Raw genomic sequence first — 16,781 nt, forward strand, 5'->3', positions numbered from 1 at the left:
ACGGCGACGTCGCGCCGGGCTGCCGATCATCGGCCGCCCGGCGCTCGCCGCCCTCTGCACGACTTTGCTGCCGCATCGCTGCCGGCAGCGGGCTGTTAGACGAGATCGAAGCGGTCGAGGTTCATCACCTTGTTCCATGCCGCGACGAAGTCGTGTACGAACTTCTGCTGCGCATCCGCACTGCCGTACACCTCGGCAAGCGCGCGAAGCTGCGAATGCGAACCGAACACGAGGTCGACGCGCGTGCCCGTCCACTTCAGCTCGCCCGTCGCACGATCGCGGCCTTCGAACACGTCGTTGTCGGCCGATGCCGGCTTCCACTCGGTACGCATGTCGAGCAGGTTCACGAAGAAGTCGTTCGTCAGCGTGCCCGGACGATCGGTCAACACCCCGTGCTTCGGATCGCCGACGTTCGTGCCGAGCACGCGCATCCCGCCGACGAGCACCGTCATCTCCGGCGCGGTCAGCGTCAGCAGCTGCGCCTTGTCGACCAGCAGCGCTTCGGCCGGCGTCTTGAACTTGCGCTTCAGGTAGTTGCGGAAGCCGTCGGCGACAGGCTCGAGCACGGCCATCGCGTGGACGTCGGTCTGCTCCTGCGACGCATCCGTGCGGCCCGGCGCGAACGGCACCGTCACCGCGACGCCTGCGTTCTTCGCGGCCTGCTCGACGCCGGCCGCACCGGCCAGCACGATCAGATCGGCGAGCGACACGCGCTTGCCGCCCGTCTGCGCGTCGTTGAACGCCTTGCGTACGCCTTCGAGCGTCTCGAGCACCGCCGCGAGTTCGGCCGGGCGGTTCACTTCCCAGTCCTTCTGCGGCGCAAGACGAATGCGCGCGCCATTGGCGCCGCCGCGCTTGTCCGAGCCGCGGAACGTCGACGCCGACGCCCATGCGGTCGATACGAGCTGCGACACCGACAGCCCCGACGCGAGCACCTTCGCCTTCAGCGCCGCGATGTCGGCCTCGTCGATCAGCGGATGGTCGACGGCCGGCACCGGGTCCTGCCACAGCAGTTCCTCGGCCGGCACGTCCGGGCCGAGATAGCGCGAGCGCGGGCCCATGTCGCGGTGCGTGAGCTTGAACCATGCGCGCGCAAACGCGTCGGCAAACTGGTCCGGATGCTCGTAGAAGCGGCGCGAGATCTTCTCGTACTCGGGATCGAAGCGCAGCGCGAGGTCGGTCGTCAGCATCGTCGGACGATGCTTCTTCGACGGATCGAATGCATCGGGGATCACCGCCTCCGCATCCTTCGCGACCCACTGGTGCGCGCCGGCCGGGCTCTTCGTGAGCTCCCACTCGTAGCTGAACAGGTGCTTGAAGAAATCGTTGCTCCACTTCGTCGGCGTCGACGTCCACGTCACCTCGAGGCCGCTCGTGATCGCGTCCTTGCCCTTGCCGGTGCCGAACGTGCTCTGCCAGCCGAGACCCTGCTGCTCGAGGGCCGCCGCTTCCGGCTCGGGGCCGACGCTCGAGGCCGGGCCGGCACCGTGCGTCTTGCCGAACGTGTGGCCGCCCGCGATCAGCGCGACCGTCTCTTCATCGTTCATCGCCATCCGTGCGAACGTCTCGCGGATGTCGCGCGCGGCCGCGACCGGATCGGGATTGCCGTCCGGGCCTTCCGGGTTCACGTAGATGAGGCCCATCTGCACGGCCGCGAGCGGATTCTCGAGTTCGCGGTTGCCGGAGTAGCGGCTGTTCGGGCCGCCGCTCAGCTCGAGCCAGATCTTTTCGGAACCCCAGTACACGTCGTCCGGTTCCCACGTGTCGGGACGGCCGCCCGCATAGCCGAACGTCTTGAAGCCCATCGATTCGAGGGCGACGTTGCCGGTCAGGATCAGCAGGTCGGCCCACGAGATGTTGCGGCCGTACTTCTGCTTGATCGGCCACAGCAGCCGGCGCGCCTTGTCGAGGTTCGCGTTGTCGGGCCAGCTGTTCAGCGGTGCGAAGCGCTGCTGCCCGCCGCCCGCGCCGCCGCGGCCGTCGGCGATCCGGTACGTGCCCGCGCTATGCCAGGCCATCCGGATGAACAGGCCGCCGTAGTGCCCGAAGTCGGCCGGCCACCAGTCCTGCGACGTCGTCATCAGCGCGTGCAGATCGCGCTTCACGGCCGCGAGGTCGAGCTGCTTGAATGCCTCGGCATAGTCGAAGTCCTTGTCCATCGGATCGGACAGCGACGAATGCCGGTGCAGGATATTCAGGTTGATCTGATTCGGCCACCAGTCTTTGTTCGATGTGCCGCTGCCTGCGGTGTGGTGGAACGGGCACTTCGGTTCGGTCGACATGCTTTTTCTCCTTGGATGGCTCATGTGCCCCCGTGCCGGCGTAGTGCCGGACGACGTGCGCGGAGCGTGATTGCGGGGGTGGAAAACGGAACAGGCGGGGCCTGCCGCCTGACTACGGGATGCGCTTCGCGTCGCGCTTGCCCGGCGAAGCGCCGCAGGCGGGACGCTTCGGGCAAGCGCGGCCGGCAGACGCGCCGCCGGCGATGCGCTGGGTCTTCGTGTTGTCGATCATGCTTTGCTCCCTCTTCGGCGCGGTTGAATCGGGGGAACACGGGACCGGCGTACGGCGTCATCCGCCATACGTGCGATCCGCCAGGTATGCGAACGCAATCGGACGCAGGCTGCGGATCGCGGCCCTGGCACGATTGACGACTTGCTCGCGCGACGCGATGTTCCGCTGCGCGTGCCGCAATACCGATCGCATCATGACATCCTCCTTTGATGCTTGCATTCAATCTGCAACGGGCGTCTCGGGGGACGACGACCATGTGAAGAGTCTACGCAAATCTATCGTTAAACAGAATTCGATTGTTTAAATCTATGTGATAGGGAAAAATAAACGGGGTCGTGAGACCCCGTCGATCGATGCGGCGCGGCGGCCGCGTCAGTTCAAGGTAGCCGGCATGTCGAGCTTCGCGACGCCGGGCAGCTCGCACGCGGCGATCGCTTCGCTGATCGCGTCGATCGCCGGCATCCGCGTGAAGCTCTTGCGCCACACCAGCACGACGCGGCGGTCGGGCACCGGCTCGTTGAACGGCACGTACGACAGCAGCTCGGCGTCCGGGCCATTCGCGCGCGGGCCGATCTCCGGCACCGACATCCTCGGCAGCACCGTGATGCCGACGCCGCTTGCGACCATATGGCGGATCGTCTCGAGCGACGAGCCTTCGAACGTCTTCTGGATGCCGTCGGCCGTCTGCGAGAAGCGCATCAGTTCGGGGCACACGCCGAGCACGTGATCGCGGAAGCAGTGACCGTTGCCGAGCAGCAGCATCGTTTCCTGCTTCAGGTCTTCCGCGTCGATCTCGCGGCGCTTCTCCCACGGATGGCCGGCCGGCAGCGCGACGACGAACGGCTCGTCGTACAGCGGCCGCACCATCAGCCCCGTTTCGGGGAACGGCAGCGCCATGATCGCCGCGTCGATCTCGCCTTGCTTCAGCAGCTCGAGCAGCTTCAGCGTGTAGTTCTCCTGCAGCATCAGCGGCATCTGCGGGACGCGCTGGATCATCTGCTTGACGAGCGTCGGCAGCAGGTACGGGCCGATCGTATAGATCACGCCGAGGCGGAACGGGCCGACGAGCGGGTCCTTGCCCTGCTTCGCGATCTCCTTGATCGCGAACGTCTGCTCGAGCACGCGTTGCGCCTGTGTGACGATCTGGTCGCCGATCGGCGTGACGCTCACTTCGCTCGCGCCGCGCTCGAAGATCTGCACGTTCAGCTCGTCCTCGAGCTTCTTGATCGCCACCGACAGCGTCGGCTGGCTCACGAAGCACGCTTCGGCCGCGCGGCCGAAATGCCGCTCGCGCGCAACCGCGACGATGTATTTCAATTCAGTCAGCGTCATTGTGGGTCAATCAGGTATAAACGAGCGATAGGCATAATTTATACACCCTGTGGCGGCCGTTCGCCAAGTTTCTCCGCATCGCGGTCCGCGGATCGCCGCTGCGGCTCCGACCCTCAAACACGGCCTCAAGCCTTCAGATACTGCTCGCGCGCGCCGAGCCAGCGCGCCAGATGCTGCGTGACGACGTCCGGATACGCGGCGATCAGTCGCGCGGCCGCGTCGCGCGCGGGGTCGATCAGCCAGCCGTCCGTCTCGAGGTTCGCGAAGCGCAGCATCGCGGCGCCCGACTGCCGCGCGCCGAGGAATTCGCCGGGCCCGCGGATCTCGAGGTCGCGCCGCGCGATCTCGAAGCCGTCGGTCGTCTCGCGCATCGTCTTCAGCCGTTCGCGGCCCGCGATCGACAGCGGCCCCGAGTACAGCAGCACGCAGACCGACGCCGCCGTGCCGCGCCCGACGCGCCCGCGCAGCTGGTGCAGCTGCGCGAGGCCGAAGCGCTCGGCGTGCTCGATCACCATCAGCGACGCGTTCGGCACGTCGACACCGACCTCGATCACGGTCGTCGCGACGAGCAGCTGCACCTCGTTGCGCGTGAACGCGTCCATCACGGCCGCCTTGTCGGCCGGCGACAGCCGCCCGTGCACGAGGCCGACCTTCAGTTCGGGCAGCGCGGCGGCGAGCGTCTCGTAGGTCTCGACCGCCGTCTGCAGCTGCAGCGTCTCGCTTTCCTCGATCAGCGGGCAGACCCAGTACACCTGGCGGCCGGTCAGCGCGGCCTCGCGCACGCGCGCGATCACCTCGTCGCGGCGCGCGTCGCCGACCACGCGCGTCAGCACCGGCGTGCGGCCCGGCGGCAATTCGTCGATCGTCGACACGTCGAGATCCGCGTAATACGTCATCGCGAGCGTGCGCGGGATCGGCGTGGCCGACATCATCAGCTGATGCGGCTGGAAGCCCTGCGCGCCGTCCGCCGCGTTGGCGGCCTTCGCGCGCAGCGCGAGCCGCTGCTCGACGCCGAAGCGATGCTGCTCGTCGACGATGACGAGACCGAGCCGCGCGAATTCGACGGTGTCCTGGATGATCGCGTGCGTGCCGATCACGAGCTGCGCGGTGCCGAGCGCGGCCGCCTCGATCGCGGCGCGCTTTTCCTTCGCCTTCAGGCTGCCCGCGAGCCATGCGACCGACACGCCGAGCGGCTCGAGCCAGCCACGCAGCTTGCGCGCATGCTGTTCCGCCAGGATTTCGGTCGGCGCCATCAGCGCGGCCTGGTAGCCGGCGTCGATCGCCTGTGCGGCCGCGAGCGCCGCGACGACCGTCTTGCCGCTGCCGACGTCGCCCTGCAGCAGCCGCTGCATCGGGTGCGGCAGCGTCAGATCGTGCGCGATCTCGTCGACGACGCGCGCCTGCGCGCCCGTCAGCCGGAACGGCAGCGCCGCGTAGAGCCGCGTGGTCAGCGCGTCGGTGTCGCGCGCGGTGCGGCGCGGCATCGCGGGCGCCGCGCGCGTGCGGCGCTCCTCGTGCGCGCGCTTCAGCGACAGCTGCTGCGCGAGCAGTTCCTCGAACTTGATACGCGTCCATGCCGGATGCGAGCCGTCCATCAGCGCGGCTTCGTCGGAATCGACGCCCGGATGATGGAGGATGCGCACGGCGTCCGCGAGCGTCGGCACGCCGAGCGGCTTCAGGTAGTCGCGCTCGATTTCGGGCGGCAGCAGCTCGGGCAGCGGCGTGCGCTCGAGCGCATTCTCGATCGCCTTGCGCAGATAGGCCTGCGACACGCCGGCCGTGCTCGGATAGACGGGCGTCAGCACCTGCGGCAGCGGCGCATCGGCTTCGACGACGCGCACCGCAGGATGCACCATCTCCATGCCGAAGAAGCCGCCGCGCACGTCGCCGCGCACGCGCAGGCGCTGACCGACCGCCATCTGCTTGACCTGCGAGCCGTAGAAGTTCAGGAAGCGCAGCACGAGCTGCTCGCCGTCGTCGTCGCGGATCTTCACGACGAGCTGGCGCCGCGGCCGATACGCGACCTCGTTGTCGATCACGACGCCTTCCGTTTGCGCGATGCCGCCCGGCAGCAGGTCGCGGATCGGCGTGAGCGTCGTTTCGTCCTCGTAGCGCATCGGCAGATGCAGGACGAGGTCGATCGAGCGCGTGAGCCCGAGCTTCGCGAGCTTGTCGGCGGTCTTCAGCGCGGGCTTGGCCGATTTCGCTGCCGCGGCCTTCTTGCCGCGCTTCGCGGCCGGCGCGCCGTCGCCATCTGCCGGCGCATCGGCGTGCGGGCCTGCGTGCGCATCGTCGTCGGCCGACTCGGCCTGCGCGGCCGCGGCCGGCGGCTGCGCGAGCCGTCCGTCGGCACCGCGCTTCGGTGCGCGGCGCGGCGCCGCACGGCCGGCCGGCGGCGCAGCGTCGCGATCGGCCGCGCGCGCCGGCGGCGACGCGGCGAGCTCCGTGTCGAACGGATCGTCGGAATCGGCAGCGGCGGCGGAACGGCGGGGTGAGACAGGCATCGGGTCGTGAGCGTGCTTCGCAAGGCAAGTACAATAGCGGCTTTCACGTCGTCCGAACGAACGACGCCGGCCAGGCCGCGCATCCCGCCATCATAGCGGCTCGCGCGCGCCCTTTACGCGTTTCCGCCATACCGGCGGCGCCCGCCGGCCGTTTCGAACCAGCCCGCATGTTCACGCTTTCCGATTTCGATTTCAATCTGCCGCCCGAGCTGATTGCGCAAACCGCGCTGCCCGACCGCACCGCGAGCCGCCTGCTCGAGGTCGACGCGACGGCCGAGCCCGCGCGCTTCGTCGATCGCCGTTTCGCCGAATTGCCGGCCTGCATCGCGCGCGGCGACCTGCTCGTGTTCAACGATACCAAGGTGCTGAAGGCGCGCTTCTTCGGCCAGAAGGCGAGCGGCGGCCGGATCGAGGTGCTGATCGAGCGCGTGACGGGCTCGCACACGGCGCTCGCGCAGATCCGCGCGAGCAAGTCGCCGGGCGCCGGCACGACGCTGCGCCTCGCCGACGCGTTCGACGTGACGGTCGGCGAACGCGTCGAGCCGTTCTTCACGCTGCACTTTCCGCAGCCGTGCCTCGAGCTGATCGAGCAGTACGGCCGCCTGCCGCTGCCGCCGTACATCGAGCACGATCCGGACGCGACCGACGAGACGCGCTATCAGACCGTCTATGCGAGCAACCCGGGCGCGGTCGCCGCGCCGACGGCCGGCCTGCACTTCGACGAGCCGCTGCTCGCGAAGCTCGACGCGATGGGTATCGAGCGCGCGACGCTGACGCTGCACGTCGGCGCGGGCACGTTCCAGCCGGTGCGCGTCGAGAACATCGCCGAGCACAAGATGCACAGCGAGTGGTACGAACTGCCGCAGTCGCTCGTCGACAAGATCGCGGCCACGCGCGCGCGCGGCGGCAAGGTGATCGCGGTCGGCACGACGTCGATGCGCGCGCTCGAAGCCGCGGCGCGCGATGCCGAAGCCGCCGGCCGGCCGCTCGCCGCGACGCAGGCGGAGACCGACATCTTCATCACGCCCGGCTACCGTTTCCGCGTGGTCGACCGGCTCGTCACGAATTTCCATCTGCCGAAGTCGACGCTGATGATGCTGGTGTCCGCGTTCGCGGGCATCGAAACGATCCGCGCCGCGTACCGCCACGCGATCGAACAGCGCTACCGCTTCTTCAGCTACGGCGACGCGATGCTGCTCACTCGGCGCGATACGCCGGAGGCGACGCACGCGTAAGGCGTCGTCCGCGCGACGGCCGGCGTACGGCACGGCCGCCGCGGCGCCTTCGGCACGGGACCGCCGCTCGCCTGCGCCGCGCGCTACGATGGCGCACATCCATTCTTTCCGCCGCCGCTGCGCCGGCGGCTTTTTCCAACTTGCGCCGGACTGTTCTCCGGTGGCCAGGAGCACCCCACGATGACCGAAGGTTCATCCCACGATACGCGCGCGCACGCGCCCGAAGCCGCACCCGCCCGCCCCGCCAACGGGCTCGAATTCGAACTGCTGACGACCGACGGCCACGCGCGCCGCGGCCGCGTGAAGCTCAACCACGGCGTCGTCGAGACGCCGATCTTCATGCCGGTCGGCACCTACGGCACCGTGAAGGCGATCCAGCCGCGCGAGCTGCACGAGATCAAGGCCCAGATCATCCTCGGCAACACGTTCCATCTGTGGCTGCGCCCGGGCCTCGACACGATCGACGCACACGGCGGCCTGCACGGCTTCATGGGCTGGAACAAGCCGATCCTGACCGACTCGGGCGGCTTCCAGGTGTTCTCGCTCGGCGACCTGCGCAAGATCACCGAGGACGGCGTCACGTTCGCGTCGCCGATCAACGGCGACAAGCTGTTCCTGTCGCCGGAGGTGTCGATGCAGATCCAGAAGGTGCTGAACTCGGACATCGTGATGCAGTTCGACGAATGCACGCCGTACGCGACCAACGGCGTGCCGACCACGCACAAGGAAGCGGCCGACTCGATGCGCATGTCGCTGCGCTGGGCGAAGCGCTCGCTCGACGAGTTCAACCGGCTCGGCAACCCGAACGCGCTGTTCGGGATCGTCCAGGGCGGGATGTTCGAGGACCTGCGCGACGAATCGCTCGCGGGCCTGTCGGAACTCGGCTTCCACGGCCTCGCGATCGGCGGGCTGTCGGTCGGCGAGCCGAAGGAGGACATGATGCGCGTGCTGCGCCATGTCGGCCCGAAGCTGCCGGCGCACAAGCCGCACTACCTGATGGGCGTCGGCACGCCCGAGGATCTCGTCGAGGGCGTTGCGAACGGCGTCGACATGTTCGACTGCGTGATGCCCACGCGCAACGCGCGCAACGGCTGGCTCTTCACGCGCTTCGGCGACGTGAAGATCCGCAACGCGACGCACAAGAACTCGCTGAAGCCGCTCGATCCGAGCTGCACGTGCTACACCTGCAGCAACTTCTCGCGCGGCTATCTGCATCACCTGCATCGCGTCGGCGAAATCCTCGGCGCGCAGCTGAACACGATCCACAACCTGCACTACTACCTGCAGCTGATGACCGAGATCCGCGACGCGATCGAATCGCACACGTTCGACGCGTTCCGCCAGCGCTTCGCGGAGGATCGCGCGAGAGGCGTCGACTGACGGGCCTGGCCGGGCGTGCCCGGCGCATCGTATGCGAACGAAATAATGCGTCGCGCCGCTCGGTCCCGATCGCCAAAACATTACAATTACCTTTCCAAACCGCTCGCGGCAATCGCGCTTCGCGCTTTAACAGCTTGATCCCAAAGCGCATTTGCCGCGCCGTTTGCAGATGGGGCCGGTGGTAGAATAACCGGCTTAATTTTCGATCTTCCCCTACGGAGAGACCAACGTGCCGTTCATTTCCAATGCCTTCGCGCAAGGTGCCGGTGGCGCCGAATCGAGCCTGATGAGCTTCCTGCCGCTCATCCTGATGTTCGCCGTGCTCTACTTCATCATGATCCGTCCGCAGATGAAGCGGCAGAAGGAGCACCGCAACATGCTCGCCGCCATGGCCAAGGGCGACGAAGTCGTCACGAGCGGCGGCCTCGTCGGCAAGGTGACGAAGGTCAGCGAAGGCTATATCGGCGTCGAGATCGCCGAAGGCACCGAAATCACGGTGCAGAAGGCGGCCGTCACGACCATTCTGCCGAAGGGCACGATCAAGTCGCTGTAAGCCCCTCACCGAGCGTCCGGCTCCCCGCGTCGCCGCTGCCCTGCCGGGCCGGCCGCCGCGGCGCCGGACGCGACGCTTTCATGCCAACCATCCGTTCGGCCCCCTCATGAATCGTTACCCACTCTGGAAATATGTCGTGATGGTCGTGGCGCTCGCCATCGGCTTTCTGTACACATTGCCCAATTTCTTCGGCGAAGCGCCGGCGGTGCAGGTGTCGAGCGGCAAGGCCACGGTCAAGCTCGACGCGAACACGCTGACGCAGGTCGAAACGGCGCTCGCGGCCGCGCAGATCAAGCCGGACGACGTCACCTTCGAGAACACGGCGACCAACGCGAACATCCGCGTGCGCCTGAAGGACACCGACACGCAGCTGCGCGTGAAGGATCTGCTGCAAAAGACGCTGAACGCCGACCCGAACGATCCGCAATACGTGGTCGCGCTGAACCTGCAGAGCGCATCGCCGCGCTGGCTGACCGCGCTGCACGCGCTGCCGATGTATCTGGGCCTCGACCTGCGCGGCGGCGTCCACTTCCTGCTCCAGGTCGACATGACGGGCGCGCTCACGAAGAAGCTCGACTCCGATGCGGCCGACGCGCGCTCGCTGCTGCGCGACAAGAACATCCGCGACGGCGGCGTGAGCCGCGTCGATCAATCGGTCGTCGTCAACTTCAGCGACGCGCAGACGGCGGAAGACGCACGCAAGGTGCTCGCGTCGTCGATCACCGAACTGCAATGGGCGACGCAGCCGGGCGGCGGCGGCACGCAGGTCGTCGGCACGTTCACGCCGGCCGTGCAGAAGGCCGTCGAAGACGCCGCGCTGAAGCAGAACCTGACCACGCTGCACAACCGCGTGAACGAACTCGGCGTGTCGGAGCCGATCCTGCAGCAGCAAGGCAACGACCGCATCGTCGTCGAACTGCCGGGCGTGCAGGACACCGCGAAGGCAAAGGACATCATCGGCCGCACGGCGACGCTCGAAGCGCGCCTCGCCGATCCGATCAACACGCATCCGAATCCGAACGATCCGGTGCCGCCGGGCGAGGAACTGTTCACGCAGGGCAACCAGGTGCCCGTGCTGCTGAAGAAGGACGTGATCTTCACCGGCGACCGCATCATCGACGCGTCGGCCGGCTTCGACGAACATCAGCGTCCGTCGGTCAACATCCGCCTTGACTCGGCGGGCGGCCGCGCCGTGCGCACCGTGTCGCGCGACAACATCGGCAAGCCGATGGCGATGGTGCTGTTCGAGAAGGGCAAGGGCGAAGTGCTGACGGTCGCGACGATCCAGTCGGAGCTCGGCGACCGCTTCCAGATCACGGGCCAGCCCACGCCGCAGGCCGCAGCCGATCTCGCGCTGCTGCTGCGCGCCGGCTCGCTCGCCGCGCCGATGGACATCATCGAGGAACGCACGATCGGCCCGAGCCTCGGCGCCGACAACATCAAGATGGGCGTGCACTCGGTGATCTGGGGCTTCTGCGCGATCGCGGTGTTCATGATCGCCTACTACATGCTGTTCGGCGTGATCTCGGTGATCGGTCTGTCGGTCAACCTGCTGCTGCTCGTCGCGGTGCTGTCGCTGATGCAGGCGACGCTGACGCTGCCGGGCATCGCCGCTATCGCGCTCGCGCTCGGTATGGCGATCGACTCGAACGTGCTGATCAACGAGCGCGTGCGTGAGGAACTGCGCGCGGGCCAGCCGCCGCAGCTCGCGATCCAGGCCGGCTACGCGCACGCATGGGCGACGATTCTCGACTCGAACGTGACGACGCTGATCGCCGGTCTCGCGCTGCTCGCGTTCGGTTCGGGCCCGGTGCGCGCGTTCGCGATCGTGCACTGCCTCGGCATCCTGACGTCGATGTTCTCCGCGGTGTTCTTCTCGCGCGGGATCGTCAACCTCTGGTACGGCGGCCGCAAGAAGCTGAAGTCGCTCGCGATCGGCCAGGTGTGGCGGCCGGAAGGCGCCGCAGCGGCCGCGTCGTTCGCGGCGGCCGACGAATCGACCGACACCGCGCGCGCCGCGAAGCTCGCCGCCCCGGCGAAGGGCAACGCGCCGCGCGCCGGCAAGCCGCAGCTGCGCAACCGTGCGCAGCCGGGCGTGTCGCCGAAGAAACCGGGCTCGACCCAATAAGGCCCCGGAGACGAAGCCATGGAATTTTTCCGCATCCGTAAAGACATTCCGTTCATGCGGCACGCGCTGGTGTTCAACGTGATCTCGCTGGTCACGTTCCTCGCCGCCGTGTTCTTCCTGTTCCACCGCGGGCTGCACCTGTCGGTCGAGTTCACCGGCGGTACGGTGATCGAGGTGCAATACCAGCAGGCCGCGCAGCTCGAACCCGTGCGCGCGACGCTCGGCAAGCTCGGCTACGCCGACGCGCAAGTGCAGAACTTCGGCACCTCGCGCAACGTCCTGATCCGTCTGCAGCTGAAGGAAGGCCTGACCTCCGCGCAGCAGAGCGATCAGGTGATGACGGCGCTGAAGGCGCAAAGTCCGGACGTCACGCTGCAGCGCGTGGAATTCGTCGGCCCGCAGGTCGGCCGCGAACTCGCGACCGACGGGCTGCTCGCGCTCGCCTGCGTCGTGATCGGCATCGTGATCTATCTGTCGATCCGCTTCGAATGGAAGTACGCGGTCGCCGGCATCATCGCGAACCTGCACGACGTCGTGATCATTCTCGGCTTCTTCGCGTTCTTCCAGTGGGAGTTCTCGCTCGCGGTGCTCGCGGCGATTCTCGCGGTGCTCGGCTACTCGGTGAACGAGTCGGTCGTCATCTTCGACCGGATCCGCGAGACCTTCCGCCGCGAACGCAAGATGACGGTGCCGGAGGTGATCAACCATGCGATCACGACGACGATGTCGCGAACGATCATCACGCACACGTCGACGGAAATGATGGTGCTGTCGATGTTCTTCTTCGGCGGCCCGACGCTGCACTACTTCGCCCTCGCGCTGACGGTCGGCATCATGTTCGGCATCTACTCGTCGGTGTTCGTCGCGGGCTCGCTCGCGATGTGGCTCGGCATCAAGCGCGAAGACCTGATCAAGGAAAAGAAGGTCGCGCACGATCCGGACGATCCGAACGCGGGCGCGCAGGTTTGAGCGCCGCTGCGTCACCGCTGCGGTGAACGCGCAAAGCCGGTCCGACAGGGCCGGCTTTTTTTATCGACGCGCCAGCGCAAGTGATACGGCGCATCCGACCCGTCAGCGCGACGGCGTCCGATGCGCAGTCCGCGGCACCGCCGGAGCGGGCCGTGCGGAGATCATGGTAAATTGAACGGCGTCATGTCCGAGCCGAATCAGATGACGCAACAGCTACCCGGCGGAGCCCTCCGCAAATTCTTCAGGCATACGCTCGTCACTGCCGTTGTCGGTGCCCTGATCGGTTGCGTCGGCACCTGGATCGTTGACCGCAACATGGTCAGCGTGGCGCGCGAAACGGCCCGCCTCGCCGAACAGCGCGCCGCATTCGCAGAAGTGTGGGGGCAGGCCGAGCTTTTCGCATTGAAGCAGGCCCGTTACGATCAGTTCTCGGCGCTTGACGCGCTGGCGGCGAAGATGCCGCAAAACCCGGTGTCGGCGATTTTCCGGGACAACTATCGTACACTCGGCGCCGCGGCGAATCACGCGCACACCGAAGCGCGCGACGCACTCGCCGCCAAGCGCCTGCTGCTCTCTGAACAGCAATACGACACCACGCGCCGCTTCATCGACGTCGCCTCCGCAGCAACCCGGTCCGGCAGTCGCACCATCGGCGCCAGCGACACTGCGGCCGGCCTCGAAGCACTGCGCTCGACCGCGAAGGCGCTACTCGCAGCCGACTAAAGCGCCCCTTCACCGAAACCCGAACCGCCGCCGCAACACGACCAGCGCCGCGAGGCTCAGCACCGCCGCGAACATCAGGTAGAAGCTCGGCGCGGTCTTCATCCCGGTCGCCTTGATCAGCCACGCGATGATGAACGGCCCGAAGCCGCCGAAGATCGTCACCGCGATGTTGTACGCGAGCGACATCCCGGTCGTGCGCGTCTGCACCGGAAACACCTCGGACAACAGGCCCGGCAGCGCCGCGAAATAGCCCGTCATCAGCACGGCAAGCAGCACCTGCAGCGCGATCAGCGTGCCGAAGCCCGGATGCGCGACCAGATACGCGAATGCCGGGTAGATCAGCACGAGGAAGCCGAGCGCCGGCGCGAGCATCACGCGCACGCGGCCGTAACGGTCCGACCAGTGGCCGACGAGCGGCGCGAACGCCATCTGGATCACGCCGACGACGAGAATCGCCGCAAATGCGGCCGACGGCGCGAGGCCGAGCTGCTTCACGCCGTAGGTCGGCATGAACAGCACGAGGTACGTCGCGACCGTGCCGAGCACCACCGCGCCGATCGCGGCGACGAGCCGCGCCTTGTGCGACGCGAACGTGTCGCGCAACGGGCTCGCGGTGCTTTCGGCCGCGAGAAACTCCGGCGTCTCGTCGACCTTCTTGCGGATGTAGTAAGCAACCGGCCCCAGCAGCAGCCCGAAGAAGAACGGCACGCGCCAGCCCCACGCGGCCATCTGCGCGGCCGTCAGCTGCGCGTTCAGCACGGTGCCGAAGCCGGCCGCAAGCAGCGTCGTCAGGCCCTGGCTCGCGACCTGCCAGCTCGCGAAGAAGCCGCGCCGCCCCGGCACGTGCTCGGCGAGGAACGCGGTCGCGCTGCCGAATTCGCCGCCGGCCGAAAAGCCCTGCATCAGCCGCGCCGCGACGAGGATCAGCGGCGCCGCGATGCCGATCGTCTCGTAGGTCGGCAGCACGGCAATGATCAGCGTGCCCGCCATCATCAGCAGGATCGACAGCGTGAGCGCGGCCTTGCGGCCCGCGCGGTCCGCATAGGCGCCGAGCACGATCGCGCCGAGCGGACGCATGAAGAACGACACGCCGAACGTGCCGAGCGTGAGCAGCAGCGACACGGTGTCGTTGCCGGCCGGAAAGAACAGCCTGGAAATCGTCACCGCGAAAAAGCCGTAGACGACGAGGTCGAACCACTCGAGCGCGTTGCCGATCGACGCGGCGACCACCGCGCGCCACACGCGCGGCGACGAGGCAATGGAACGGGACGGCGTGACGGCATGCATCGGCGATCTCCTTGTCGTTGTACGTTCTGTTCGCGCGCCGCCGCGTACGCGATCGGCCGCCGCGCCGGCAGGCGCCCGAACGATTATAGGCGTGCAAAAAAAGACCGCCGCGCCCCGATCGGGAGCGCGGCGGCCGGTTCGCGGCGGGCCGGCGCGACGCGCGGCCCGGCTGCGTGCGTTACTGCTGCTTGACGGCTTCGGCCGTGATCAGCAGCTTCGTCTGCATCTTGAACCCGTACTGCTTGCCGTAGTCGAGGCCGAATTCGTCGCGGTTGAATTCGCCGACCGCGTCGACGCCGCACACTTCGCGCTTGAGCATCGGATGCGGCATGCACTTGAACGAATCGATCTTGAGCGTCAGCGGCTTCGTGACGCCATGCAGCGTCAGATTGCCGACCACCGACGCCGGCTTGTCGCCGTCGAACTTGATCGTGCCCTTGTAGACGGCTTGCGGGTACTTCGCGGCGTCGAAGAAGTCGGCCGTCTGCAGATGCTCGTCGAGCTTCGCGCTACCGGTGTGGATCGACGCGATGTCGGTCGTCACCTCGACCGTCCCCGTCTTCGCCGCGCGATCGAGCGTCACGGTGCCGCTCGACTTGTCGAACTTGCCGCGCCAGACCGACAGGCCGCCGAAGTGATCGGCCTCGAAGCTCGGATACGTGTGGCTCGGATCGAACTGGTACGTCGCGCTTTCGGCGAATGCCGAGAACGACAGCGAAGCGGCGAGCGCGCCGGCGGCGATCATCAGATGCTTTTTCAACTCATTCTCCTAGGAACAGCGCCGCGCCCTCGCGCGGCATTCGGGTGGTGCGACAGCCCGCCGCTTACTTCGTCGCGACGAGGTGGAACTTGATCTGCACTTCGTCCGCGACGACCGACGTGTCCTTCCATTCGCCGGTGCCGACGTTGAACGTCGAGCGCTTGATCGGCAGCACGCCGTCGAAGGTCTGCGTCGCGCCGCTCTGCGTGACCGTGACGGGCACCGTGACGTTCTCGGTCTTGCCCTTGATCGTCAGCTTGCCGGTCACGTTGTACTTGTTGCCGCCGGCCGGCGCGATCGCCGACGACACGAAGGTCGCCTGCGGATACGCCTTCGCGTCGAACCAGTCCTTGCCCGCGACCTGGTCGTTGTACATCTTGTCGCCGAGGTCGAAGCTCGCGACGTCGATCGTCATCTGTGCGCTGCCCTGCGCGGCCTTCGCCGGATCGAACTTCACCTGCGCGGAAAACTTCTTGAACACGCCTTCGGTCGGCACGTTCATCTGCCTGGACACCGCGGACACCTTGCTCTTCGCCAGGTCGACGTCGGCGAGCGCCGCGCCCGACGCGACGAGTGACGCCGCGGCGAACGCGGCCAGCATGGAGCGGGAGAAAGACACTTTCATGGGATCCTTCATTTGGCAAAGGGAAGCATCCGCGACAGCAGGCCGTCGCGGTCCAACAGCTGATGCTTGAGCGCCGCGAGCACGTGCAGCGACACGAGCGCAAGCAAAATGTAATTCAAAGACACGTGAAGCGTCTTGAAGGTTTCCTTCAGCGCCGGATCGGGGTCGATCAGCCGCGGCAGCGGCACGATGCCCAGATAGACGACCGGGATGTTCGAAGCCGAGCTGTACAGATAGCCGGTCGCCGGAATCACGAGCATCAGCACGTACAGCAGCAGATGCCCCACGTGCGCCGCGGTGCGCTGCCACGCGCGCATGCCGGCCGGCAGCGCGGGCGGCACGTGCGTCGCGCGCCACAGCACGCGCACGATCGCGAGCGCGAACACCGTCACGCCGATCCACTTGTGCCACGAGAAGTACTTCAGCTTCGTCGGCGTGAAGCCCGGAATGTCGGTCATCACCCAGCCGAGCGCGAAGCCGCAGACGATCAGCAGCGCGATCAGCCAGTGCAGCGCGATCGCGGTGCGCGTATAGCCCGTCGGCGCGGGCCGCAGCGAATTCGATGCCATCTTGCGTTCCTCAGTTCAGCGAACGGCCGCCGGCCGTCGCGGCCGGTGCTCGTCACGGGCGCCATGCTACCGCAACCTTTTGACGCGCGCGGCATCTGAGGACAGACGCGTCATCGCGCCGCCCGCTTGCCGCCATGTTACAGACCGGTCACGGCTGCGGCGCGCCTCGACACGGTGCAAAAGGCGTTTTGGTAAGATTGGC

13 protein-coding genes are annotated in these 16,781 nt (G+C 67.3%); 6 read left to right on the forward strand and 7 right to left on the reverse strand.

Annotated elements, in window-relative coordinates:
- Positions 1-95 precede the first annotated feature (95 nt).
- From katG to recG, 3 genes are all read right to left on the reverse strand, one after another.
- On the reverse strand, positions 96-2,282 hold the full coding sequence (gene katG / locus ACSHSS_RS01500) for a catalase/peroxidase HPI (protein ID WP_006401638.1): 2,187 nt from the start codon (positions 2,280-2,282) through the stop codon (positions 96-98).
- Between the two features lie 604 nt (positions 2,283-2,886).
- A complete protein-coding gene (locus ACSHSS_RS01505) occupies positions 2,887-3,846 on the reverse strand; it encodes a LysR substrate-binding domain-containing protein (protein ID WP_006401641.1) in 960 nt (319 codons plus the stop codon).
- Positions 3,847-3,971: 125 nt separating this feature from the next.
- Positions 3,972-6,350, reverse strand: coding sequence for an ATP-dependent DNA helicase RecG (gene recG / locus ACSHSS_RS01510; RefSeq protein ID WP_088926020.1), 2,379 nt, complete (start codon positions 6,348-6,350; stop codon positions 3,972-3,974).
- 167 nt (positions 6,351-6,517) lie between these two features.
- On the opposite strand from recG, the gene queA reads away from it, so the two are divergent.
- The 6 genes from queA (at position 6,518) to ACSHSS_RS01540 (ending at position 13,338) form a co-directional block, all read left to right on the forward strand.
- The gene (gene queA / locus ACSHSS_RS01515) at positions 6,518-7,585 is read left to right on the forward strand and encodes a tRNA preQ1(34) S-adenosylmethionine ribosyltransferase-isomerase QueA (RefSeq protein WP_006408352.1); all 1,068 of its coding nucleotides are present in this window, start codon (positions 6,518-6,520) and stop codon (positions 7,583-7,585) included.
- A 180-nt stretch (positions 7,586-7,765) separates the two neighbouring features.
- Positions 7,766-8,965, forward strand: a complete 1,200-nt coding sequence (gene tgt, locus ACSHSS_RS01520) for a tRNA guanosine(34) transglycosylase Tgt (RefSeq protein WP_445544490.1) — start codon at positions 7,766-7,768, stop codon at positions 8,963-8,965.
- 229 nt (positions 8,966-9,194) lie between these two features.
- Positions 9,195-9,518: a preprotein translocase subunit YajC gene (gene yajC / locus ACSHSS_RS01525; RefSeq protein WP_006401647.1), complete on the forward strand. Its 324-nt coding sequence runs from the start codon at positions 9,195-9,197 to the stop codon at positions 9,516-9,518.
- A 106-nt stretch (positions 9,519-9,624) separates the two neighbouring features.
- Positions 9,625-11,646 carry a protein translocase subunit SecD gene (secD, locus tag ACSHSS_RS01530; protein WP_006401648.1) on the forward strand — a complete coding sequence of 674 codons (2,022 nt, stop codon included), beginning with the start codon at positions 9,625-9,627 and terminating at the stop codon, positions 11,644-11,646.
- An 18-nt stretch (positions 11,647-11,664) separates the two neighbouring features.
- A complete protein-coding gene (secF, locus tag ACSHSS_RS01535) occupies positions 11,665-12,615 on the forward strand; it encodes a protein translocase subunit SecF (protein WP_006401649.1) in 951 nt (316 codons plus the stop codon).
- A 183-nt stretch (positions 12,616-12,798) separates the two neighbouring features.
- Complete coding sequence (locus ACSHSS_RS01540; protein WP_217075744.1) at positions 12,799-13,338, forward strand: hypothetical protein; 540 nt, start codon at positions 12,799-12,801, stop codon at positions 13,336-13,338.
- A gap of 9 nt (positions 13,339-13,347) precedes the next feature.
- Here the strand turns inward: ACSHSS_RS01540 and ACSHSS_RS01545 are convergent, their stop codons facing one another.
- The 4 genes from ACSHSS_RS01545 to ACSHSS_RS01560 form a co-directional block, all read right to left on the reverse strand.
- Entirely contained in the window at positions 13,348-14,625 is a 1,278-nt protein-coding gene (locus tag ACSHSS_RS01545; protein WP_006408346.1) for an MFS transporter, read from the reverse strand.
- Positions 14,626-14,803: 178 nt separating this feature from the next.
- Positions 14,804-15,385 carry a YceI family protein gene (locus tag ACSHSS_RS01550; protein WP_006408344.1) on the reverse strand — a complete coding sequence of 194 codons (582 nt, stop codon included), beginning with the start codon at positions 15,383-15,385 and terminating at the stop codon, positions 14,804-14,806.
- 64 nt (positions 15,386-15,449) lie between these two features.
- Entirely contained in the window at positions 15,450-16,010 is a 561-nt protein-coding gene (locus ACSHSS_RS01555) for a YceI family protein (RefSeq protein WP_445544491.1), read from the reverse strand.
- Between the two features lie 8 nt (positions 16,011-16,018).
- On the reverse strand, positions 16,019-16,579 hold the full coding sequence (locus tag ACSHSS_RS01560; protein WP_039224505.1) for a cytochrome b: 561 nt from the start codon (positions 16,577-16,579) through the stop codon (positions 16,019-16,021).
- Positions 16,580-16,781: the final 202 nt, after the last annotated feature.

Source organism: Burkholderia sp. BC1 (assembly GCF_052683555.1).